Source organism: Actinomadura sp. NPDC048021 (genome assembly GCF_040653135.1).
In the GTDB taxonomy this organism is placed as follows: domain Bacteria; phylum Actinomycetota; class Actinomycetes; order Streptosporangiales; family Streptosporangiaceae; genus Spirillospora; species Spirillospora verrucosospora.
This window is the reverse complement of record NZ_JBEZJQ010000003.1, coordinates 420,206-443,105: the sequence shown is the minus strand read 5'-3', so window position 1 is coordinate 443,105 and position 22,900 is coordinate 420,206. Positions and strand designations below refer to the sequence as shown.

At 71.7% G+C, this 22,900-nt stretch carries 18 protein-coding genes; 6 read left to right on the top strand and 12 right to left on the bottom strand.

What is annotated here, in order from left to right:
* Positions 1-89: 89 nt before the first annotated feature.
* The 3 genes from AB0C87_RS07885 to AB0C87_RS07875 all read left to right on the top strand — a co-directional run bounded on the left by AB0C87_RS07885 (position 90) and on the right by AB0C87_RS07875 (position 3,235).
* Positions 90-824 carry a DUF427 domain-containing protein gene (locus tag AB0C87_RS07885; RefSeq protein WP_360576867.1) on the top strand — a complete coding sequence of 245 codons (735 nt, stop codon included), beginning with the start codon at positions 90-92 and terminating at the stop codon, positions 822-824.
* Positions 825-1,050: 226 nt separating this feature from the next.
* Positions 1,051-2,142 carry a ferredoxin reductase gene (locus AB0C87_RS07880; RefSeq protein ID WP_360576866.1) on the top strand — a complete coding sequence of 364 codons (1,092 nt, stop codon included), beginning with the start codon at positions 1,051-1,053 and terminating at the stop codon, positions 2,140-2,142.
* A 10-nt stretch (positions 2,143-2,152) separates the two neighbouring features.
* Positions 2,153-3,235: an acyl-CoA desaturase gene (locus AB0C87_RS07875; RefSeq protein WP_345179710.1), complete on the top strand. Its 1,083-nt coding sequence runs from the start codon at positions 2,153-2,155 to the stop codon at positions 3,233-3,235.
* Positions 3,236-3,237: 2 nt separating this feature from the next.
* Here the strand turns inward: AB0C87_RS07875 and AB0C87_RS07870 are convergent, their stop codons facing one another.
* The gene (locus tag AB0C87_RS07870) at positions 3,238-4,065 is read right to left on the bottom strand and encodes a GNAT family N-acetyltransferase (protein WP_345179707.1); all 828 of its coding nucleotides are present in this window, start codon (positions 4,063-4,065) and stop codon (positions 3,238-3,240) included.
* Positions 4,066-4,201: 136 nt separating this feature from the next.
* On the opposite strand from AB0C87_RS07870, the gene AB0C87_RS07865 reads away from it, so the two are divergent.
* Positions 4,202-5,599, top strand: coding sequence for an MFS transporter (locus AB0C87_RS07865; RefSeq protein ID WP_360576865.1), 1,398 nt, complete (start codon positions 4,202-4,204; stop codon positions 5,597-5,599).
* Here the strand turns inward: AB0C87_RS07865 and AB0C87_RS07860 are convergent.
* Positions 5,596-6,273 (bottom strand): S1 family peptidase, encoded by a 678-nt coding sequence (locus tag AB0C87_RS07860; RefSeq protein ID WP_353832293.1) that lies wholly within the window; start codon positions 6,271-6,273, stop codon positions 5,596-5,598. The genes AB0C87_RS07865 and AB0C87_RS07860 overlap by 4 nt on opposite strands.
* Positions 6,274-6,626: 353 nt before the next feature.
* Between AB0C87_RS07860 and AB0C87_RS07855 the strand changes: the two genes are divergently transcribed.
* Complete coding sequence (locus tag AB0C87_RS07855; RefSeq protein ID WP_360576864.1) at positions 6,627-7,655, top strand: hypothetical protein; 1,029 nt, start codon at positions 6,627-6,629, stop codon at positions 7,653-7,655.
* 109 nt (positions 7,656-7,764) lie between these two features.
* On the opposite strand, the gene AB0C87_RS07850 is transcribed toward AB0C87_RS07855, so the two are convergent.
* From AB0C87_RS07850 to topA, 9 genes are all read right to left on the bottom strand, one after another.
* Entirely contained in the window at positions 7,765-8,361 is a 597-nt protein-coding gene (locus AB0C87_RS07850) for a hypothetical protein (RefSeq protein ID WP_360576863.1), read from the bottom strand.
* A gap of 388 nt (positions 8,362-8,749) precedes the next feature.
* Positions 8,750-9,577: a regulatory iron-sulfur-containing complex subunit RicT gene (gene ricT / locus AB0C87_RS07845; RefSeq protein ID WP_360576901.1), complete on the bottom strand. Its 828-nt coding sequence runs from the start codon at positions 9,575-9,577 to the stop codon at positions 8,750-8,752.
* Between the two features lie 49 nt (positions 9,578-9,626).
* Positions 9,627-10,610, bottom strand: coding sequence for a hypothetical protein (locus AB0C87_RS07840; protein WP_360576862.1), 984 nt, complete (start codon positions 10,608-10,610; stop codon positions 9,627-9,629).
* 103 nt (positions 10,611-10,713) lie between these two features.
* Positions 10,714-11,565 (bottom strand): fructosamine kinase family protein, encoded by an 852-nt coding sequence (locus AB0C87_RS07835; RefSeq protein ID WP_345179695.1) that lies wholly within the window; start codon positions 11,563-11,565, stop codon positions 10,714-10,716.
* On the bottom strand, positions 11,555-12,034 hold the full coding sequence (locus tag AB0C87_RS07830; protein WP_360576861.1) for a low molecular weight protein-tyrosine-phosphatase: 480 nt from the start codon (positions 12,032-12,034) through the stop codon (positions 11,555-11,557). Before AB0C87_RS07830 ends, AB0C87_RS07835 begins: the two co-directional genes overlap by 11 nt.
* 100 nt (positions 12,035-12,134) lie before the next feature.
* Positions 12,135-13,850 carry a S8 family serine peptidase gene (locus AB0C87_RS07825; protein WP_353832301.1) on the bottom strand — a complete coding sequence of 572 codons (1,716 nt, stop codon included), beginning with the start codon at positions 13,848-13,850 and terminating at the stop codon, positions 12,135-12,137.
* Positions 13,851-13,984: 134 nt separating this feature from the next.
* Positions 13,985-15,124 carry a DNA polymerase III subunit delta' gene (locus tag AB0C87_RS07820; RefSeq protein WP_345179689.1) on the bottom strand — a complete coding sequence of 380 codons (1,140 nt, stop codon included), beginning with the start codon at positions 15,122-15,124 and terminating at the stop codon, positions 13,985-13,987.
* A gap of 19 nt (positions 15,125-15,143) precedes the next feature.
* Positions 15,144-17,213, bottom strand: coding sequence for a dTMP kinase (gene tmk, locus AB0C87_RS07815; RefSeq protein ID WP_360576860.1), 2,070 nt, complete (start codon positions 17,211-17,213; stop codon positions 15,144-15,146).
* A gap of 28 nt (positions 17,214-17,241) precedes the next feature.
* Positions 17,242-19,932: a type I DNA topoisomerase gene (gene topA, locus AB0C87_RS07810; protein ID WP_345179685.1), complete on the bottom strand. Its 2,691-nt coding sequence runs from the start codon at positions 19,930-19,932 to the stop codon at positions 17,242-17,244.
* A gap of 254 nt (positions 19,933-20,186) precedes the next feature.
* Here topA and AB0C87_RS07805 point away from each other — a divergent pair, with 254 nt between their 5' ends.
* Entirely contained in the window at positions 20,187-20,372 is a 186-nt protein-coding gene (locus AB0C87_RS07805) for a DUF5703 family protein (RefSeq protein ID WP_179845705.1), read from the top strand.
* 458 nt (positions 20,373-20,830) lie between these two features.
* On the opposite strand, the gene AB0C87_RS07800 is transcribed toward AB0C87_RS07805, so the two are convergent.
* Positions 20,831-22,819: a chaplin gene (locus AB0C87_RS07800; protein WP_360576859.1), complete on the bottom strand. Its 1,989-nt coding sequence runs from the start codon at positions 22,817-22,819 to the stop codon at positions 20,831-20,833.
* Positions 22,820-22,900 lie beyond the last annotated feature (81 nt).

Below are 22,900 nucleotides of genomic sequence, written 5' to 3'. Positions count from 1 at the left end.
GATGAGGCTCTTGAGGGCTCATGTGGCGTTCGTGAGGCAAGGGTGAGAATTCGATGAAATAGGGCCCCGACCGGTGAGGTTGCCCAGGCATGGGCACATCGCGGAAGACCAGTCTCCGGATCGAGGAGAGCGGCAAGCGCGTCCGGGCTTACCTCGGCGGCCACCTGGTGGCCGACTCGACACGGCCTTCTCTCGTCTGGGAGATCCCCTACTACCCGACCTACTACTTTCCCGAGACGGACGTGCGGGCCGAACTCGTCGAGGACGGGCCGGGCACCCGTTCGCCGAGCAGGGGCGACGCGACCGCCTTCACCGTGAAGGTGGACGGCGCGCAGGCGCCGCGCGCCGCGCTCCGCTACACCGAGCTGCCCGGGTTCGTCCGTCTCGACTGGGATGCGATGGACGCCTGGTTCGAGGAGGACGAGGAGGTCTTCGTCCATCCTCGCGACCCGTACACGCGCGTGGACGTGCTGGCGGCGTCGCGGCATGTCCGGGTCGAGGTGGACGGGGTGACGGTCGCGGAGTCGTCCAGCCCGCGGCTGCTGTTCGAGACGGGGCTGCCCGTGCGCTACTACCTGCCGAAGCCGCATGTCCGCATGGACCTGCTCGAACACACCGGCACCGTGTCGCACTGCCCGTACAAGGGCACCGCGGAGTACTGGTCGGTGCGGGTGAACGGCACGCTGCACGAGGATCTGGCCTGGTCGTACCGGATGCCGCTGGAGGAGAGCCGCAAGGTCGCCGGGCTGGTCTGCTTCTACAACGAGAAGCTCGACATCTTCGTGGACGGAGTTCTCCAGGAGCGGCCGAAGACCAAGTTCTGAGCGCGGATCCCGCGTCGGCCCCGGACGGCCGGTCGCCGCCAGGCCATCGTGCCCGGCCGACAGTTTCTCCGCCGTCTTTTGTCAGCAGGCATTACATCATCGGATGGAACATCATGCGATGGTGTGATGCCTGTCGCTTTGCTGGCCGAGGCCTTGAATCCTCCGCGATTCCTACGCGACCGTAGGTTACGCGAGCGTAAGTTAGCGCGCCCTCGGGGAGGAAACCTTGCCCATCGCACCGCGGACCATCGCGCCGCACCGCCCGCGCCGCCCCGGCCGTTCGGCCACGGGACGGCGGATCGCGGCGGCAGCCCGGCTCCTCACGACCCCGCTCCTGCCGGAGGACTACCTCGGGCTGCTCGATCCGCTGTGGTCCGCGGACGAGCCGTGCGGGCGGATCGAGGCCGTCCGGCACGAGGCCCCGTCCGCCGCGACCCTGGTGATCAGGCCGGGCCGGGTGTGGAACGGCCACCGGCCCGGCCAGTGGGTCAAGATCGGCGTGGACGTCGGCGGCGTCCGGCACTGGCGGACGTTCTCGCTGTCGTCGCCGCCCCGCCGCGACGGCCGCATCACGATCACCGTCAAGGCCGCGCGCGACGGGTTCGTCTCGGCGCACCTGGTCAACGAGATCCGGCCCGGGACGGTCGTCCGCCTGTCGCGGCCCGAGGGGGGATTCACGCTGCCCTCGCCCGTCCCGCGCAAGCTGCTGTTCGTGACGGCCGGCAGCGGGATCACGCCGGTCATGGCGATGCTGCGGCAGCTCGGCGGCGCGTCCGACGCCGTGCTCGTCCACTCGGACCGGACGGCCGGGGACGTCATCTTCGGCGACGAGCTTCGCCGGATGCCGGGGCTCCGGCTGCACGAGCGGCACACGACGCCCGACGGCCGGCTGAAACCGTCCGACATCCCCGGCGTCTGCCCCGACTGGGCGGAGCGCGAGGCGTGGGCGTGCGGGCCGGGCGGCATGCTCGACGACCTCGCCGCGCACTGGCGGGCCGCCGGAGTCGGGGAGAGGCTGCGCGTCGAGCGCTTCCGCACCGTCCTGGACGCCGACGGGGGCGAGGGCGGGCGCGTCACGTTCACCAGGAGCGGCGTCACGGCCGACGCGGACGGGAGCACGCCCCTCCTGGCGGCGGGCGAGGACGCCGGCGCGCTGCTGCCGAGCGGGTGCCGGATGGGCATCTGCCGCGGCTGCGTCGGGCGGCTGGCGTCCGGCAAGGTCCGCGACCTGCGCACCGGCGAGGTGCACGGCGACGAGGGCGAGATCGTCCAGACCTGCGTCTCGGCGGCCGCCGGGCCCGTGGAGATCGAACTGTGAGAGGAACGGCATGACCGACCATCTGACGGCCGAGGACTACGAGACCATCGCCGCCGAACTGGACGCGCTGCGCGAGGAGATCATGTCCGGTCTCGGCGAGCGCGACGCGTCCTACATCCGGCGGGTGATCCGCTGGCAGCGCGGACTGGAGATCGGGGGCCGGGCGCTGCTGCTCGCCTCCGCGCTGCCGCCCGCCTGGATCGCCGGGACCGCGACGCTGGCCGTCGCGAAGATCCTGGAGAACATGGAGATCGGGCACAACGTCATGCACGGCCAGTGGGACTGGATGCGCGACCCGAAGATCCATTCCACGACCTGGGAGTGGGACAACGTCTCGCCGGCCGAGCAGTGGAAGCACTCGCACAACTTCGTCCACCACACGTTCACGAACGTGCTCGGCAAGGACAACGACGTCGGCTACGGCATCCTGCGCGTCGCCCCCGAGCAGGCGTGGTCCCCGGCGCACCTCGCGCAGCCGCTCTACAACCTGCTGCTGGCGATGTTCTTCGAGTACGGGGTGGCCCTGCACGACCTGGAGATCGACAAGATCCGGGACGGGACGGCCGACGAGGCGGTGACGAAGGAGAAGCTGCGCGCGATCGGCCGCAAGGTCCGCCGCCAGTGGGGCAAGGACTACCTGGCGTTCCCGCTGCTCAGCGGCCCGCAGTTCCTGTCCACGCTGTCCGCGAACGCCACCGCGAACGTGGTCCGCAACGTCTGGGCCCACATGATCATCTTCTGCGGGCACTTCCCGGGCGACGTGGAGGTGTTCGAGGAGGAGCGGCTGGACGGCGAGACGAAGGGCGAGTGGTACGTCCGGCAGCTGTGCGGTTCGGCGAACATCACCGGCGGTGAGCTGTTCCACCTGATGACCGGCAACCTCAGCCACCAGATCGAGCACCACCTGTTTCCGGACATGCCGAGCAACCGGTACGGCGAGATCGCCCCGCGCGTCCGCGCGCTGTGCGACAAGTACGACATCCCGTACCACACGGGCACGCTGTCGCGGCAGGTCACGGGCACCTGGAAGAAGATCTTCCGGTACGCGCTGCCCGGCGGCAGGCCGCCCGCGGCGAAGGCCGAGGCCGTCTGAGGTCAGCCGAGGGCCTGCGCCACGGGAAGGTAGAGGCGGGGCAGGTCGTTCGCGATGGGCGCGCCGTACTCCATGACCGTCGTGGTGAACGCGGGTCGCAGGCCGTTCCGCCGCGCCCAGTCGACCACTTCCGGATGCCGGTGGTCGATGTCCAGGCGGACCGGCCCCGCCGGGACGATCTCTTCGACGAGGGCGAGGGCGGTCTCGGCGTCGTGCGCGGTGACGGGGCCGACGACGGCCCTGTCGTCGTTCCACCACACGCCCCCGAACCCCTTGAGACCGGACTCGCCCCGGACGACACGGAACGTCTCGCAGAACGACGGCAGCCCGTCGACCAGCCGTGAACGGTCCGCGCCGAAGACCTCGGTGTCGAGTGCATGGACGGCGGGCATGTCCGCCGCCTCCGCGGGGACGGAAACGCCCTCCTCGGACGGCCCCTTGCCCATGCCCGTGTACGTCGTGCAGAGCCCGACGGAGCGATACCCCAGACGCTCGTACAGCGGGCGCCCGTATTCGGTGGCCGTCAGGCAGAAGCTCTTCGTTTCGGTGTTGTCCATGGCGTGCCGCATGATGCGGGCGCCCAGACCACGCCGTTCGTAGCGTTTCGCCACCAGCACCATGCTGATGGCGGCGACGTCCACGCCGTATGGGGTCGACACCGTCACCGCGGCGAGACCGCCCTCCCCGTCGTCGATGCCGTAGACGTCGCCGACCGAGAACAGGAACCGCCACTTCCGGTCTTCACGTCCCCAGTCGCGGTCTTCGGCGAGCCGCTGGCAGGCGGCGAGGTCGTCGATCCCGAGCTTCCGCGCGGGCCTGTCCCAGTCCATGGGAGGGGACGCTAGATCGGCCGCCGCCGGCCGCACAACCGAATTACGCCGCGGCATTACCCCTCAGGTCATCGCCACCACGACCTCCCGGGCGAGATCGTCTGGGTGCGGATAACGATCGATCTGAGGAGAGACCATGTCGCACACGGCGACTCCAGTTGCGGGCCGGCGCCCGGGCGAGGCCGCGGCCTCGCCCACCGCGTCCATCGGCGCCCTGCTCGTCCTGCTCACCGGCATCTTCATCACCACGCTCGACTTCTTCATCGTGAACGTGGCGATCCCCGACATCCAGACCGATCTGGGCGCCGGCGCGACGGCGATCCAGTGGGTCGTCGCCGGGTTCGGGCTGGCGCTCGGCAGCGCGCTGATCACGGGCGGCCGCCTCGGCGACCTGGCCGGACGCCGCCGGATGTACGCGCTCGGCCTCGCGGTGTTCACGGCCGCCTCGCTCGCGTGCGGCCTCGCCCCGTCCTCCGGCACGCTGATCGCCGCCAGGGTGGTGCAGGGGCTCGCGGCCGCGCTGCTGATGCCGCAGGTTCTCGGGATCATCAACGGCGTGTTCACCGGGGAGGCGCGCGCCAAGGCGTTCACCGCCTACGGCCTCGCGATGGGCCTGGGCGGCGTGTTCGGGCAGCTCATCGGGGGCGTGCTGATCCAGGCGAACCTGTTCGGCACCGGATGGCGTAGCATCTTCCTGATCAACGTTCCGGTCGGGGTCGTCACGCTGGCGCTGATCCGCCGGACCGTCCCGTCCCAGCCGCGCACCACGGGAACCCGCCTGGACGTCACGGGAACCGTCCTGGTCACCCTCGGTCTCATCGCGCTCGTCCTGCCCCTGATCGAGGGGCGCCGCCTGGGCTGGCCCACCTGGACGTGGGCGTCGCTCGCCGCGTCGGCCGTCCTGCTCGCCGCCTTCGTCCTCTCCCAGCGCCGGAGCAGCGCCCCGCTGGTCGCGCCCAGCCTCTTCCGCGAGCCCGCGTTCCGCGTCGGCAGCGGCCTGGCGCTCGTCTACACCCTGGCGATGGCGTCCTTCTTCCTCTACCTCGCCCTGTACCTCCAGCAGGGACGCGGTCTCAGCGCTCTGGAGTCGGGCCTGCTCTTCGTCGCCCTGGGCGCGGGCTACTTCGCCGCGTCCACCCGCGCCACGGCCATCGCCGCCCGACTGGGACGGCAGGTCCTCGCCCTGGGCGCGGCGGTGCAGGCGGCGGGCTGCCTCCTGCTGCTCGCCGAGACCGGGCACGCCATCGGCTGGCTCATCCCGGGACTGGCCCTCGTGGGGGCGGGCATGGGGTTCGTCCTGGCGCCGCTGTCGGCACTGGTCCTGGCCGGTGTGACCGACCGGCACGCCGCCTCGGCCGCGGGCGTCCTGTCCACCGCGCAGCAGGTCGGCAACGCCCTCGGCGTCGCGCTCGTCGGGATCGTCTTCTACGGCGCGCTGGGCGAGGTCGCCGACGCCTTCCGGGCATCGCTCTTCCCGGTCATGGCCTTCTGCGGCGTCACCGCGGCCCTCGCCCAGCTCCTCCCCAAGCGCTAGTACACGCTGGCGCCGAAGGCGCTGAGCACCGGAGAGATCGGGCGGAAGTAGGACGACCCGCCGGAGACGCAGGTCCCGACTCCCCCGATCTCAAGCCCCACCGCGGTACCGCCCGAGAAATACGGAGCCCCGGGACTCTCCCCGGGCTCCGTGCATATGGTCGTCCTCACCAGCCCGGTGATCGTCCCGTTCGGGAGGTTCACGGTCACGTTGACGGCCGTCACACTGCCGCAGCGCAGGCCCGCGATGGGCCCGCTGCGGCAGACGCGTTGGCCGACGACCGGCGGTCCCGCCGTCGTGATGTCCTGGGAACCGGGGTAGAGGAAGACGCTGCCGGGCCGCTCCACGGAAGGCTCCACGTACCGGACGAGCGCGACGGAGGCGCTCGTCACCGAGACGACCGTCCCGAGCTGCACGGTCATCGCCGGGTCGGCGTAGATCGGCATGCCGACCTGGGCGCAGCCGCCCGCGGTGAGGAAGGAGTACGAGCCGTTCTGCCGCACGTTGAACCCCAGGGCGCAGCGCACGCCTCCGGCGCCGTAGATCGCCCGCCCCCCTTCCGCGCCCGGCGCCGCGACGGGACGCACCTCCCCCGGCGAGGCGGACGCGCCGGGGCCTGTGGCGGTCAGGACGGCGGCGATGCCCGCGACCAGGATCGCGACGCGCAGTCTCACGGAATACCTCCTGCGGGGAAACGGCGGCTTGCCGGAATGGTGTGAAAAACGAGGGGCCCCGGCAAGGGGAGGAAGGTGCCAAGGTTGCCCGCGCCCGTATAGCAACATCACGCCGAGACCCGCGAACGCCCTGGTCGACGGTGAGTACGGAAGGGCGCGCGTTCTAGGTACGGGTGCTCATTCGCCCGGCTCTCCGCGCGCGGAGGATGGGTCGACCGTTTCGGGATGGAGGGCGTATGAGATTTCGTTTGCCGAAAACCGGCGTTGTGGCCCTGCTCGCCCTCGGGGGGTGCGGAGCCCCGGCCGTCCAGCCGACGCCCTGGAGAGCGGAAGCCGGGAGCGCGCCATGGCGGGTGGAGGTCGAGGACGTGTCGCTGCGGGTCGATCCCCAGATCGTCGCGGCGGGGCCGAAGGACGTGTGGGCGTTCGGCGGGCGCGGCTCGGAGGACACGGTGTGGCGGCCGACGGCCCGGCACTGGGACGGCCGCGGCTGGAGCAAGGTCGGCCTTCCGGGCGGGCGGATCGGCGCGGTCAAGGCGGCGGGGGCGTCCGCGGCGTCCGATGTCTGGGCGGTCACCCTCGACGGGTCGAGCTCGACCGTCCTTCACTGGAACGGCGAGCGCTGGACGATCGACCGCCGCCTTCCGGGATTCACCGTTACGGCGCTTGAGGTGTTCTCCCCGCGGGACGTCCAGGTCTTCGGCACGGGCTCGCACGCCGCCGCGACGGGCTGGACCCGTTCGGCGGACGGATGGTCGGAGACGAGGCTGCCATTCCGGATCGCCCGCACGAGCGCCCGCTCCGCCCGTGACATCTGGGCGCTCACCTTCGAGAGCGAGCTGTACCACCAGGACGGCTCCGGCTGGAAGCCCGTCCCGCTGGACGGCGTCCTGCCCGCCGGAAAGAGGAAGGGCTTCGAGGACACGAGGTACCAGCTCAACACGATCACCGCCACGGCCGCCGGCATCTGGATCACCGCCGAGGGCGCCGGGGGCATCCCGTCCAGCGAGATGGACGGCACCCGCACCCAGCCGCTGGGCCCGGGCGACCTCCACCTGTCGTCCCTTCTCCTGCACGGCGACGCCGACGGACGCCGCTGGACGGCCGAAAGCACCATGAAGAAGGCAGGACGGTTCAGTCCGTTCGGCGCCCCGATCATCGACCCGGACGGCGGCGTCTGGCTCATCGGTTCCACCGACGTCAACGCCACCGAGTCGACCCTCGCCCACCGAACCGCTACGGGCACGTGGACCAGCAACAGAATCCGAGCGTCCGGCTTCAGCCCTTTCGAGGCCCGCGCCGTCACCCGCATACCGGGCACCACTCGATTCCTCGCCGCGGGCATGAACGACGAAAAGGGCGCGCTTCTCTCCACCCCATAGGGAGCCGCGGCCTCAACGAGAACCGGCCCCCGTCCAGGGACGAAGGCCGGCGACTCTCGATATGGGTGAAGAGGGTGGGCCCGCCGAGCCGGATCACGTCTTCATGTGATCAGCGGCCCGCGAGCTCCCTCACGTAGCTGTACAGTTCGAGCCCGCGAAGCCCCTGCCGATGAGCGGCGAGCACCTCGTCGGGGTCCACCTGCTTCTCTGGCGCCTCCACGTAGCAGAGCAAGTCGGCCCCGCGGAGACCCTTGTCGTACGCCTCCAGCAGCTTGGCGATGCCGAGGCGACTTTCGAGCGCCAGCAGAGTGATCTGCGGGTGGACGTCCCTGTCGTGCAGGACGATGAGTTGGTCGTGCGTCGCGCCCTCGTTCAGCAGATCGATGTAGCCGGCTCGGCCGATGCCCCAGGCATAGCCCGGGTCCGCAGCGACCTGCTTCTCGAACGCCTCCATGATCTGCGCGGGGGTGGCGTTCGCCTTCAGCGCCCTGACGAGCACCCGGGGCAGGATGCCGGCGGCCACGGCGGCTTGGACGTCCCCGTCCGAGGCGCCTGCCTCCAACGCTTCAACGTAGGCGGCCAGATCGATGCCCTTGGACTCGGCGGCGCGAAGCTCATCCCAGGTGGCGCCCTTCTGCTGCGCCCGCGCGAGGAACTCTTCGCGACGTTCCCAGCCTCCCGAGAAACGCCTGTAGACGTCTTCCACTGGAAGCTCCTTTCAGAGAATCTGCTTTGTAGGTACGCCTCCCACCGTCCGCCGCTTCCGCGGCTCGGCAAACTCAACGTCCGGAGACCGCCGGAGAGAAGGTGGGGCGCTGGGCGATTCATTTGGCGCGAATGGCCACGGCCGCTGATCCGTCAACAAGCACTGCAGAAACAAACGGTGAAATGCTCCAGAGCCGAACCAATCCCGGCTTACGGCAAGACACGCACGCGCATCGAATGACGAGGCCGTCGCTGCTGACGGTGTACGCCCACACCGTGAACGACCGTCCGAGCGGAACAGCTCGGCGCCGGGGACGAACTGGTCGCTCTCATTCAGACCAAGCGCTCATGCCGTGGATCCTGCCGTGCGGCCCGCCTGTCCCCCTCGATCAGGTGTCCTCGGGAGTGGGGTTGTAGTGGGCGTCGTGTTGCTGGCGCGGGGAGCAGACCGAGGCGGACGGGCAGGAGCAGCGGCGCGAGCCCACCTTCACCGTGACGCGGTCGCCGGGGACGTTGTAGCCGATGACCTGGCCCTCGCCCTCCGGGGTGCTGACGCGCGAGCCCAGGCGAGGCGCCTTCTCCTTGAACTCCATGTAGAGCGGGTGCTCGTACTTGAGGCAGCACATCAGGCGGCCGCAGGCGCCGGCGATGCGGAGGGGGTTGACCGGGAGGTCCTGCTCCTTCGCCATGCGCACGGAGACGGGCTCGAAGTCCTTGAGGAAGGTGGCGCAGCACAGGTCGCGGCCGCAGGGGCCGATGCCGCCCTGGAGGCGGGCCTCGTCGCGGGGGCCGACCTGGCGGAGTTCGACGCGGGCCTTGATGCCGCGGGCCAGGTCGCGGACGAGGGCGCGGAAGTCGACGCGGTGCGGGGCGGTGAAGTAGATCTTGAAGATGTTGTCGGCGTCGAGGTAGTCGACGCCGATGACCTTCATCGGGAGGTCGTGCTTGCGGATGAGGCGCTTGGCGATGGAGCGGCCCTCGGCGCGGCGGCGGCGGTTGGCCTCGTCTCGGGCGAGGTGCTCGTCGGTGGCGGGGCCGGCGCACTCGGGGAGGCCGTCGACGTCCTCGGAGACCCACTGCGGGGCCCACACGCACTCGGCGACCTCGGGGCCGGAGTCGGTGGGGACGAGGACCTTGTCGCCGACCTTGGGGCTGTGCGGGCCCGGATCGAGGTAGAACAGGCGGCCGTAACGGGTGAAGCTGACGGCCATCATCATGCCCACGTTTCGCTCCGTTCGCCCGGTTTTATGCGACCCACTCTAGGTCTCACCAGGCGGCGTCGGCGAGATCCCCTGCCGGAACGGTCGGGACGCCCTGCGCGTACAGGTCGCCCGCGGTCACGATGACGTCGCGACCGTTGTGGGCAATGTCGAGGCCGGTGGGGGCGCCCTTCACCTTCAGGGTCCACAGGGTCTTGGCGGGGGTTCCCTGCACCGTGAAGGTCTGAAGAGTCACTTCGGAGCTCTTCGCTATGGCCGCGATAAGGGAGGTGCCGTCCCGGCTCATGACAGCGTTGAAACTGCCCTTGGGCAGGGGCATGACGGCCTTGCTCGACTTCAGGTCGCCCGCGGCGCCGCTGGTGTCGATTGTGCGGACCTGGTGCTTCCCCGTCCCGACCGGGCTCCAGACAAAGGACAGTGTGGTGCCGGACCAGGAGAGGCTCCCGACGCGGGCACGCAGCCTGGTCGTCCACACCTTGTGGACACCGGTCTCCGGAGTGACGACGTCCACGCGGGCGCTCGCGCCCTTGTAGGTGACGTAGGCGATCTGTGCGCCGTCCGGGGTCACGGCGAGGTCCGACCAGACCGTGGAGACACCAGGGACGATCGCGTTCGAGAGGGGCTTGAGGTCCTTGGGACGTCCGTCGTCCAAGCGGAGGCGCTGGAAGGTGACGTCGCGGGGGCCGGGTGTGGCGAGGATGTACGAGCCGTCCTTCAGCGCCGCGACGCGATGGAAGCGGCGGCCCTGCGGGGCGGCGACGGGCAGCCCCACGTTCGCGCCTGTGCGCACGTTCCGGACGAGGAGGGAGGCGCCCTTCTGGGTGACGCCGACGATGAACTCCGGGCCGGTCTTCTCGGCCTTGGCGGCGGGCTTGGCCTCGTGCTCCTCGTCGGCGGCGCGCTGGTGGCGGTGCACCATGTCCACGCCCCCTCCGATGAGCAGCGCGGCCGTGGCGGCCACGCCGAGAGGGACGAGACCCTTCCACGAGCCGAGACGGTTACCCGGGTCCTCGCGCCTGCCGTCGTCCATGGGGTTGCCTACCTAACCTTCCTGCCGGATCGCCCGTCGTTTCTACCGCATATGGATCGCGACAAAAACCCATGAACGCGGAGTTACCAAGTCGTGAGCCGCCTCAGCCGAGGCACGCGCGGGCCGCCTCTGCCATGGACGCCCGGTACGACCCGCCGAACAGCGCCACATGGACCAGCAGCGGGTGCAACTGGTGCAACGGGACGCGGGACCGCCATCCGTCCGCAAGGGGCGCGGCCTCATCGTAGGCGCCGAGCACGGTGTCGAGGTGCGGTGTCCCGAACAGCGCCATCATGGCGAGGTCGGTCTCGCGGTGCCCGCCGTGCGCGGCCGGGTCGATGAGCAGCGCCCGCTCGCCCGTCCAAAGGACGTTCCCCGACCACAGGTCCCCGTGGATGCGGGAAGGCGGCTCCGGCGGTCCGGCGAGCGTCTCGATGTCCGCCATGACGCGCTCCACAAGACGGACGTCACCGGACGAGAGATGCCTTGCCCCGAGGCGCAGGAACGGTTCGAGGCGGCGTTCGGCGTACCAGGCGGGCCAGGAACGGTCGTCCGGTGTGTTGTCCAAGGGAAGGTCGGCGATGAAACCGTCCCAGGGCGCGCCGTAGGTGCCGGGACGGTTCCCGGTGTGCAGGGCCGCGAGTTCCCGTCCGAGACGTTCGGCCGCTTCGCGGGACGGTGGAGCCGAGCGCAGCCAGGGCAGGACGAGCATCCGGTCGTCCGCCGCCACGACCTCGGGGACGGGGGTCCCGGGGCCCGCCTCCCCCAGCCAGCGCAGCCCGGCCGCCTCTGCCGCGAACACGCCCGCCTGGTCATGCGCCGCCTTCACGAAGACCTCACGGCCGTCGGCGAGGGAAGCCCTGTGCAACGTCCAGGAATGGCTGGAGCCGAGGTCGTGGACGTCCTCGACCCCGGTTCCGAGCAGCCTCTCCAGCCGCACCCGATCAGTGGTCATCAAGCGCCGAGCGGATCTGCTTGAGCAGGCCGGGCATCGCCGCCTCCACCTGCTCCAGGACGAGGTCGAAGTCGGCGCGTCCGCCGTAGTAGGGGTCGGGGACGTCGAGGTCGCCGCCCGCGTCCGGGTCGAACTCGCGCAGCCGCCGGATGCTGCCGCGCGCCTGCCAGGTCGGCGCCATCGAGCGCAGCGCCTTCTCGTGGCTCGCGTCCATCGCGATGATCATGTCGTAGCCGTTGAACCAGGCGGCGTCGAACTGCCGCGCGATGTGCGCCGACCGGTACCCGGCGCGTTCCAGCGCCGCGACCGTCCGCTGGTCGGCCCCGTCGCCGACGTGCCAGCCGCCGGTGCCCGAACTGTCCACCTCGACGTCGAGGCCCTCCTTCTCGACGTGGTGGCGCAGAACCCACTCGGCCATCGGGGAGCGGCAGATGTTGCCCGTGCAGACGAAGGTGACTCGGTACGGCATGCCCCCATCATGCACGAGGGCACAGGACACGCCGGACGCGGAAAAGAACGCGACCCCCGGCCGGAGCCGGGGGTCGCGTCCTGGGGTGGTTCTGGAGGGGTCAGCGCGAGACGGCGTTCAGCGCGTCCACGATGCCGCTGCCGAAGAACCCGTTCTGGCCCTTCGAGCCTTCACAGGTCTGGGTGGAGGTGTGCTTCACCCACTGGCCGTTCACCTGGGTGTACCAGACGTACTCGACCGTCGCCGGGCTCGGGCATGCCTTGGGGGTCGCGGTGCCGCGCAGCACCCGCTCGACGAGACGCGGGTCCATGGTCAGGCCGCCGCTGCGGTCCCGGTGCCCGTACTTGCTGACGATGAGCGCCGCGACGCCGACCGCGTGCGGGGACGCCATCGAGGTGCCCTGGATCGACTGGTAGTAGGCGCACTTGTCGCCCTTGCAGCTGCGGATGATGTACGACACCTTCGGCGTGCCGTCGGCGTTCAGCTCGCCGCGCTCCTTCGCGAGCCGCTCGGGGTAGGCGGCCCAGATGCCGCCCTTGTCGTCCGGACGCTGGGCGGCGTTGTCGACCTTGTCGCCGCCGGGCGCCGCCACCGCGACGTAGCCGTTGCCGAAGCTGCTGTAGTACGACTTGCGGCCGCTCGGGCCGGTGGCCGAGACCGGGATGACGTTCTCGCCCTCGGACGGCATCGACACGCAGCTCGCCGGGACGGTGCGGTCGTGCGGCTCCTCGCCCGGCGTGGACGGGAAGTCGGGGCTGCTGTCGTCCGCGTTCGTCTTGGTGTAGTCGACGAGGTCGTTGCCCGCCGCGGAGATCAGCGTGACGCCGCGGTCGTGCGCGAAGTCCAGGGCGCGCTGCGCCGCCTTGATGATCGTCCGCTGCTCCAGCTGGTCCTCGGGGCTGTCGGCGGGGTTGTTGCCGCAGTTCCACAGCCACGGGTCGATGTAGTACGACATGTTGACGACGTCGATGCCGTGCTTGGCCGCGTAGGTCAGGCCGTCGACGGTCGGCTGGAGGAAGAAGTAGCCGGAGTCCTGCCCGACGCGCAGGTTCACGATCGACACGTTCGGCGCGACGCCGGCCATGCCGAGGCCGTTGCGGGGCGAGGCGATCGTGGACGCGACGTGCGTGCCGTGGTCGTTGTCGTCCCAGTCGTTGGGGTCGACGCACGACGTGAACTCGCAGGGCCCGTCGACCTCGTTGCCGTTGGCGTCGGCCGGGATGTCGCGGGTGAAGTTGCGGCTGAGCTTGCGGTTGAAGTTCGGCGCGATGTCCGGGTGGTCGCCGTCCACGCCGGTGTCGAGGACGCCGACCAGCACGCGCCGGTCACCCGGCTCCTTCTTGTAGGAGCCGTCCGCGGTGGCGTGCATCTGCTTCATGTCCCACTGCAGGTCGGCCAAGGGCTCGGTGTCCTTGGACGGCTTGCCCGCGGGGGCGGCCTGGTTCCTGGCGCCGTGGAGGGCCCCGGTCAGCTTCTCGACCTTCGGGGCCTTCTTCTTGGTCTTGGGAGCCTCACCGATGATCCGGTTGTGCGCGACGCCGTCCAGCGCCCGCTGGTTCATCACGGCGTGGATGAACTCGGGGTTCTGGGAGGTGACGGTCGCGACGCCCACGTCGCGGTTCTCGTGCACGACCTTGCCGCCGGCCGCGGAGACGGCCTGGTGGGCCTGCCCGAGGGACGCGCCCTCCTTGTAGAGGACGACGTACTCCGAGACCTCGCCCTTCGCCTGTGCCTGGCCCGGAGCTGCGGATGCTGGGAACGCGAGGGCCGTCACGGTGGTGACGGCGCACGCGGCGGAAATCAAGGCTCGCCGCAAGGCAGACCTCCTGGCTGTGGGGGTTAACCAACCGGATTTCGGTCGATCAGCCAGCGAACGTTACGGGGGCGCTCATTGAGAGTCGCGTACGGAAATGTAACGAATGGGGACAAGTTGTGTAAGCCCCGTCCGTATCACCCGTGACGCAACGCCAAGGTCAGCGCCTCGAACGCCAGCTGCGGATTGACGTTCGCCGCCAACCGCTCCCTGCAGTCCATGATCGCATCGAGGCGCCGGAGGGTGTCCTCCGGGCGTCCGTCCCCCGCGGCCGACCGCAGTTCGGGGCCGAGCTCGATGTTGACCAGCTCGCTTCCCGCCCCCAGCTGCAGCGTCAGAACGTCGCGGTAGTAGGACGCGAGGTCGAGCAGCGTGCGGTCCAGCGCGTCGCGCAGGATCCGCGTCGCCCGCGACTTCTGCCGGTCCTCCAGCTCCTTGAGGGCGCCCGCCGTCCCGCGCGGCATCCGCCCCTTCTCGCTCTCGCCGAGCGCCTTGCGCAGGGCGGAGGTCTCCGCGTCGTTCAGCTCGGCCGTCTGCGCGTCCCGCTCCGCCTTCGCCGCGCTCACCAGCGTCTCCGCCGCCGCGACCGCCGCGCTCACCCCGGTCAGCCGGCGCGGCACCGCCACCACCTGCTCGCGCACCCGCCGCATCCGCGGATCGGAGGCGAGCCGGCGCGCCCGGCTGATGTGCCCCTGCGCGGCCCGCGCCACCACCTCGGCGGTCTCGCGCTCGACGCCGTCGCGCTGGACGAGGAAGTCGGCGATCGCCGCGATCGGCGGCGTCTGCAGGGTCACCAGCCGGCAGCGCGACCTGATCGTGACGAGCAGGTCCTCCGGCGACGGCGTGCACAGCAGCCACACCGTCCGCGGCGGCGGCTCCTCGATCGCCTTCAGCAGCGCGTTCGCGGCGCCCTCGGTGGCCCGGTCGGCGTCCTCGAACAGCACGATCTGGCGGCCGCTCCCGCTCGGCGAGGACGCGGCCCGCAGCACCAGCGCGCGGGCGTCCCTGATGCCGAACGACAGGCCCTGCGGCCGGACGACCTCGACGTCGGCGTGCGTCCCCTGGAGCACCTGGTGGCAGGACGCGCAGTGCCCGCACCCGCGCGGCGTCTCCGTGCACTGCAGCGCGGCGGCGAACGCCCGCGCCGCGGCCACGCGCCCGGACCCCGGCGGCCCGGTGAACAGCCACGCGTGCGCGAGCCCGCCCGTCCGCTCCGCCGCCGAGGACAGCTGCGCGATGACGGGCTCCTGCCCCACCAGGTCGTCCCACACGCTCATGGAACAGAGGCTAGCGGGCTCAGAAGTCGGTGATGACCGGGAACGTGCTCGTGGCGTCCTCGGTGCCGAGCGGGACGGGGTCCGGCAGGATCTCCCGGATGCGGTACTGGATCTCCCGGCTCAGCTCGCCCTGCGGCCGGCTCGCGTCCAGGACCAGGTAGCGGTCGGGGTCGGCCTCGGCGAGGGCGCGGAAGCCCTCGCGGACCCGCTCGTGGAACTCCTGCGACTCCGACTCGATGCGGTCGGCGGGCGCCGGCAGCCGCCGCAGGCCGGCCTCCGGCGGGATCTCCAGCAGGACGGTCAGGTCGGGGACGAGGCCGCCGGTCGCCCAGGCGTTGACGCGGGCGATGTCCTCCACCGGGAGCCCCCGCCCGAAGCCCTGGTAGGCGAGGGACGAGTCGACGTAGCGGTCGCTGACCACGATCACGCCGCGGTCCACCGCCGGCTTGATCACGTTGGCCACGTGGTCGGCGCGGTCGGCGGCGTACAGCAGGGTCTCGGCGCGGTCGGACAGGCCGGTGGTGTCGCGGTCCAGCAGCATCGCGCGCAGCCGCATCCCGATCTTGGTCGCGCCCGGCTCGTGCGTGGTCACCACGTCGTAGCCGTGGTCGCGGAGCCAGATCGCGGCGAGCCGCGCCTGCGTCGTCTTGCCCGCGCCCTCCCCGCCCTCGAAGGCGATGAACACGCCCCGGTTGCGGTGGACGGGCTGCGGGGCCGCGGCGGCCTGCTCCGGCGGCGTGTAGATCTCGCCGTGCAGGGCGGCGCGCAGGTCGGGGACGAGCGGGATGCCCCGCCGGTCGTCCAGCCGCCGGTAGGCGAAGAGCCCGGTCACCAGGGCGAGGACGGCCGCGACCAGCAGGGCGACGCCCGTCCCGTAGGCGTCGTAGACGCCGCCGCCGAGGTCGAGTCGGTGGGATCCGGCCGCCGCCGCGATCAGCGGGACGACGGCGAACGAGACCAGCGCGGTGATGAGCGCGACCGACCGCAGGTACGCCGCCGGGCGGGCGCCCTCCGGCGCCTCGGGGTCGTGCGCCGCCATCTTCGCGGTCGACCACGCGGCTCCGGCGAAGACGCCGAGGAACGCCGTCGCGAACACCACGACGACGAGGTTCTGGACGAGGGCGAGCACGACCAGCGCGAGCGCGGCCGCGATCACCGCGAGGCCGAGGAGGCGGCGGCGGCTGAACGGGACGAGCACGCGCGGTCCGAGGAACAGCCCGAAACCGAGGCCCACCGTGAGCGCGGTCAGGACGGAGCCGTACCCGGCGTCGCCGCCGCCCAGCTCGCCGGCGTGGACGCGGGCCACCGCCACGACCGCGCCCGCCGCGAGGGACGCCGCCGCGATCGCCGCGCCGGCGCCGCGCGCGGCGGCCGACCCCGGACCCTGGAAGATCAGTTTCAGCGGCGACCCGGCCGCGACCGGCTCGGTCGCCGGGATCTCGCCGGCCGTCGCCACGGCGGCGGCCGCCACGAGGAACAGGCCCGCCGTCACGTACAGGGCGAGGTCGGCGCGGGAACCGGCGCCGAGCGTCCCGTTCGCGACGAGCGCGAGGACGGCGAACAGCAGCGCGGCGGCGGGCGCCGGACCGTAGAGGACGCGGGTCGCGGCGCGGCGCGCGGCGGGCCGCGCCTCCTCGTCCGGGACCACGGCGGGCAGGGACGCGCGCGCCGCCGGTATCCACAGCAGGCTCAGGCACGAGACAAGGAAGGCGGCGGCGAGCGTCCACGGCAGCGCGTGCACGAGCGGCACGGTCACGACGACCACCAGCCGCAGCGCGTCCGCGATGATCAGCATCAGCCGGCGGTCGACGCGGGCCGCGAGCAGCCCGGCGACCGGCGGGAGCACCACCGCGGGCAGCAGCATCAGCGCCAGCGTGCCGCCGATCGCCTGCGCCTGCGCGGCGGCGCCGTCGCCGCGCGTCAGCATCGCCGCCATGGCGGTCAGCGCGGGTACGCCGATCCACTGGGCGGCGCTGGACAACGCCAGCGCCATCCGGAGCCGCCGGAACGGCCCGATCGACGAAAGCGACGAAACGCCCGGCGGCGGTGACGCTGCGGGGTGCGGCCGGGGTGCGCCCGTTCTGGTCATGTCGGTCAGGGTATCGGCGTAGATGTCCCTATGAACCGGACTTTGCGGAGGTTCGACGGCGCGGCGCCGCCTTCTTCTTCCCGCCGCCCGCGGCGACCTTCTCCCGGCGCTCCGCGAGCAGTTCCGCGGCGCGCTGGATCGTGATCGACTCGACCTCGTCGCCCTTGCGCAGGCTGGCGTTCGTCTCGCCGTCGGTGACGTACGGGCCGAACCGGCCCTCCTTCACCACGACCGGCTCCCCGCTCGCCGGGTCCTTGCCCAGCTCGCGCAGCGGCGCGGCGGCCGCGGCCCGGCGGCCGCGCTGCTTGGGCTGCGCCAGCAGCTCCTTCGCCCGCTCCAGCGTGACCGTGAACAGCTCCTCCTCCGAGCCGAGCGACCGGCTGTCGGAGCCCCGCTTGATGTACGGGCCGAAGCGGCCGTTCTGCGCGGTCACCGGCTCGCCGTCCAGCTCGCCCAGCGTGCGCGGCAGCGACAGCAGCTTCAGCGCGTCGTCGAGCGTGATCGTGTCGAGCGACATCGACTTGAACAGCGACGACGTGCGCGGCTTGGCGGCCTCGGCCTTCTTCGTCCGCTTCTTGCCGTCGGCCGGCGGCGCCGGCTCGGGCAGGATCTCGGTGACGTAGGGACCGAACCGCCCCGACTTGGCGACGATCGTGTGGCCGGTCTCGGGGTCGACGCCGAGCTCCCGGTCGCCCGACGGCTGCGCGAACAGCTCCTCGGCCTTCTCGGCGGTCAGCTCGTCCGGCGCGATGTCCTCGGGGATGTTGACGCGCTCGCCGTCCCGGTCGAGGTACGGCCCGTACCGGCCGACCCGCACCATGATGTCGGTGCCCTTGATCGGGAACGAGCTGATCCCCTTGGCGTCGATGTCGCCGATGTCGCCGACCAGCTCCTTCAGGCCCTCCTCCCCGGTGTCGCCGAAGTAGAACCGGGTCAGCCAGCGGACGCGCTCGGCCTCGCCGCGCGCGATCTCGTCGAGGCCGTCCTCCATGTGGGCGGTGAAGTCGTAGTCGACCAGGTTGCCGAAGTGCTGCTCCAGCAGGTTCACCACGGCGAACGCCAGGAACGACGGGACGAGCGCCGTGCCCTTCTTGAACACGTACTCGCGCGCCAGGATCGTTCCGATGATCGAGGCGTAGGTCGACGGGCGCCCGATCTCCCGCTCCTCCAGCTCCTTGACCAGGCTGGCCTCGGTGTAGCGGGCCGGCGGGCGGGTCGAGTGGCCCTCGGCGTCCACCGCGCTCGCCGTCAGCGGGTCGCCCTCGGCCAGGTTCGGCAGCCGCCGCTCCTGGTCGTCCCGGTCCGTGGACGGGTCGTCGGCGCTCTCCACGTAGGCCTTGAGGAAACCGTGGAACGTGATCGTCTTGCCGGTCGCGCCGAACTCCGCGCGCTCGTTCCGCGTCGACGTCCCGGTGACCCGGATCGACACCGACTGGCCGACGGCGTCCTTCATCTGGGACGCGATCGTCCGCTTCCAGATCAGCTCGTACAGCCGGAACTGGTCGCCGGACAGGCCCGTCTCCGCGGGCGTGCGGAACGTGTCGCCCGCCGGGCGGATCGCCTCGTGCGCCTCCTGCGCGTTCTTCACCTTGGACGTGTAGACGCGCGGCTTGTCCGGGACGTACTCGCCGCCGAACAGCGACGCCGCCTGCCGCCGCGCCGCCGTGATCGCGGTCTCCGACAGCGTGATCGAGTCGGTTCGCATGTAGGTGATGAAGCCGTTCTCGTACAGCTTCTGCGCGACCGACATCGTGTACTTCGCGGAGAAGCTCAGCTTGCGGCTGGCCTCCTGCTGGAGCGTCGTCGTCCGGAACGGGGGGTACGGGCGGCGCGTGTACGGCTTGCGCTCGACCGACTTCACCTCGTACGGGCGGCCGCGCAGGCGCTCGGCGAGGGCCGTCGCCGCGGCCTCGTCCAGGTGCAGCGCGTCCTTCGTCTTCAGGACGCCGTCGGAGCCGAAGTCGCGGCCCTGCGCGACGCGCCTGCCGTCCACCGAGACGAGCCCGGCCTTGAAGGCCGTCGGCTCCTCGTCCTTGCCGGTGTCGAACTGGGCCGCGATGTCCCAGTAGTGGGCGGGGACGAAGGCGATCCGCTCCCGCTCCCGCTCGACGACCAGCCGCGTCGCCACCGACTGCACGCGGCCCGCCGACAGCTTCGGCATGACCTTCTTCCACAGGACGGGGCTGACCTCGTACCCGTAGAGGCGGTCCAGGATGCGGCGCGTCTCCTGCGCGTCCACCAGGCGCATGTTCAGCTGGCGCGGGTTCGCGGCGGCGCGCTGGATCGCGTCCTTGGTGATCTCGTTGAAGACCATCCGGTGCACGGGGACCTTCGGCTTCAGGACGTCCTGGAGGTGCCAGGCGATCGCCTCGCCCTCCCGGTCCTCGTCCGTCGCGAGGAAGAGCTCGTCGGCCTCGGCCAGCAGCTTCTTGAGCTTCTGCACCTGCTGGCGCTTGTCGGAGTTGACCACGTACAGCGGCTCGAACTCGTGCTCGACGTTCACGCCGAGCTTCGCCCACGGCTCGCCCTTGTACTTGGCCGGCACCTCCGAGGCGCTTCCGGGCAGGTCCCGGATATGGCCGATACTGGACTCCACGATGTAACCGCGGCCCAGGTAACCGGCGATCGTCTTCGCCTTCGCGGGCGACTCGACGATCACCAGGCGCGTCCCCGGGCCGTTGCCCCGGCCACTGTTCGCGGTGCCGTTCTTGGCTGGCACAGTCGCTCCAACCTCGCTGTCTCGGGTCCTCTGACTCAGGCTCTTCCTACCGGCTTCGTACAACGTCGCATGGCGGCCTGTTTGTGCCCGCGCCTTCCCGCCGCCGCCCTGCGATCATCGTGCCGCCCCCGCGGAGGGGCGGGATTCTCACCGCCGCACGCCCCCGACAGGATGACACGCCGCCGCGCACCGCGCGGACCGGGAGGCCACGGTACGGTGCCGCACGGCCGGTAGACCAAGTAATAATGGTCGCAATGGCGGAGTACACCTACCTCGTCCTGTCACTGCCGCGCGGTACCACCCGTGACGCCGCCCGGCGGATCATGACCGAGCACGCGGAGCACGGCGGCTGGGAACTCGATCGCTTGCGCCTGTACCCGGACGGCCGCCGTCGTATTCAACTGCGCCGCAAGGTCATCCGCGCGGTCCGTACTTTCTGACCGTTCCCAGCGGCCTGTCCGGAGCGTAGCACTGCGTACGGATTCCTTGACGTGACGTTACTGTGTCCGCCGCCCCCTCGCCCCACCGCCCACGAACACAGCGCCCCCGGCACACGGACGCGGCGTCGCGGCCTGCGGACTCGCCGTCAGCGTCCCGCGAACGCAGCCTCACCGTACCCGTGAACGGCCGCGCCGCTCACGGGTACGGCTTCGGTGGGGCGAGCGCCGCGCTACACCAGCCCCCGCCGGGCGTGCAGGAGGCTCGCGCGCCTGTCACAGGTAGGGCCGCACCCGTCCACGGGCACGGCTCCATCCGCGCGTCGGGCACGACTTCGCCCGCTCACGGCACGGCCACCTGGTCGGGGGCATGGCTTCGCCCGCCCCGGTCCGCGCCTCCGGGACGGGCGAAGGTCTTTCGCATGCCGGCCCGAGGCCGGCTCACCCGCGGTCTGGTGGATCTAGCGGCGGCTCACCCGGATCCGCCGGCCCAGCACCAGGGCCCCGGCCGCGGCGGCCAGCACCCCGGAGACCGCCGCGAGCAGCGTCGCGCCCGTCCTGGTCCCCGGCGTGATCTTCTGGGTGGACGCGACCGGGCTCATCGGGCCGATCCGGTCCGGCACGTCCGCGATCTCGGCGGTCGCCACGCCGCGCACGTCGACCGGCAGGACCGGCTTCACGGGCAGCGAGACCGTGCCCGGCGCCGCCTCGGCCGGACGGACGCGCTCCGCGCCGACCTTCACCGGCGCGCTCTTCCCGGCCAGGCCCTGGACCTGGGGAAGCACCTTCTCCGCGGGGAGAACCTGCGACGCGCCGTTCACGTTCGGCAGGACGCCCACCTGCGGCAGGCCGGTGCCGTTCGGCAGCCCCTTCGACCTGGACATCGCGCCCCGGGCCGGCTGGTCCTGGAGCAGGGTCCCCACCAGCGAGGCGCCCTTGGGCAGCTCGACCGGGCCCAGCTTCGACGCGGTGCCGCTCAGCGACCGCGGGCTCCCCAGCACGGGAAGGCCGCCGTCGACCGGCGCGCTGCGGCCGTTCACCTTGGGCAGCCCGGCGCCGCCCGGCAGGGCCTGCGTGTCCAGGAGCGAGACGGCCGCCGGCGCGCCGTCACCGTCGAGCGCGGTGCGCTGGTTCCGCCCCGCGGGCCCGCCCTGGGCCGGCAGGCCGTCGAGGACGGGGAGGCCGCCGACCGCGGGCGGGTCGATCTTCGAGCCGGGACGGGGCGCGGTGCCGGTCGTCCGGGAGTAGGGCTCGTACCCGCCGTTCCCGGGCTCGTCGCACACCGCGGAGGCCAGGCCGACCGCGGCGGCGGCGTTGCCGCACACCACGGCCGGGGCCTGGACCGGCGCGTTCGCCTGGTTCCCGGAGCCGGTGCCCTGGTCGCCGGACGTCTTCGACCCCGAGCCGTGCGGGCCCTGGACGAGGCTCTGGCCGTTGCACCCCGCCGCCGCGCCGCCGACGACGGCGGCCGCGTTGCCGCAGACCTCGGCGGGAACGGAGACCGGGGCGTTGCCCTGGTTTCCGGAGAGGATCCCCCGCGTCCCGGAGGTCTTCTGGTCGCCGCCGGAGCCGCTGCGCACGTGCGCGCCGCCCTCGCAGATCGCCCCGGCCTCCCCGACGAGGGCCGCGGCGTTCCCGCAGGCCGTCACCGGGATGCTGATCGGCGCGTTGCCCTGGTTTCCGGAGAGGATGCCGCGCACGCCGGAGGTGGTCTGCTGTCCCGTCCGGTGGCCGCCGTTGCGGACGGAGGCGCCGCCCTCGCACGCCGCCACCGCGTTGCCGACCGCGTTGCCGCAGACGTCCACGGGCACGCTGATCGGGACGTCGGCCTGGTTGCCGCCGCCGACGGCGCGGACGCCGGACGTCTGCTGCTTCGACCCGGTGTGCCCGCCGCTCTTGACCTTCGAGCCTCCCTCGCAGCCCGCGAGCGCCCGGCCGACCACGGCGACGCCGTTGCCGCACGCGTTGACCGGCGCGGAGATCGGGGCCTTGACCTGGTTGCCGCTCAGGACACCGGCCGTCCCGTCGGTGGTCTGGCCGCCCTTGCCGCTGCCCTTGACCTTGGCGCCGCCCTCGCAGCCGGCCTGCGACCCGCCGACGACGGCGACGGCGTTGCCGCAGGCGTTCACCGGCAGGGAGATCGGGGCGTTGACCTGGTTGCCGGACGCGACGCCGCGCTTGCCGGACGTCTTCTGGCCGCCGCCGCTGCCGCCCTGCTCGACCTTGGCGCCGCCGCGGGACGCCGCCTGGCTGCCGCCCACCAGCGAGACGGCGTTGCCGCTCACGTCGACGGGCGCGGAGATCGGCGCGTTGACCTGGTTGCCGCTCAGGACGCCGCCGTTTCCGGACGTGACGTCGGCGAAGGCGTTGACGGGGATGGCGCTGACGCCGAGGGCGACGAAGCCCGCGGTCAGCACGGCACGGGAGGTGCCCTTTGCCCACGTTCGCATGATGCTCCTAGGGGAGAGTTGGTGAAGGAAGAGACAGGTGCGTCTCGGGGGAAGGCCGCGCATGAGGGCACGGCGGAAGAC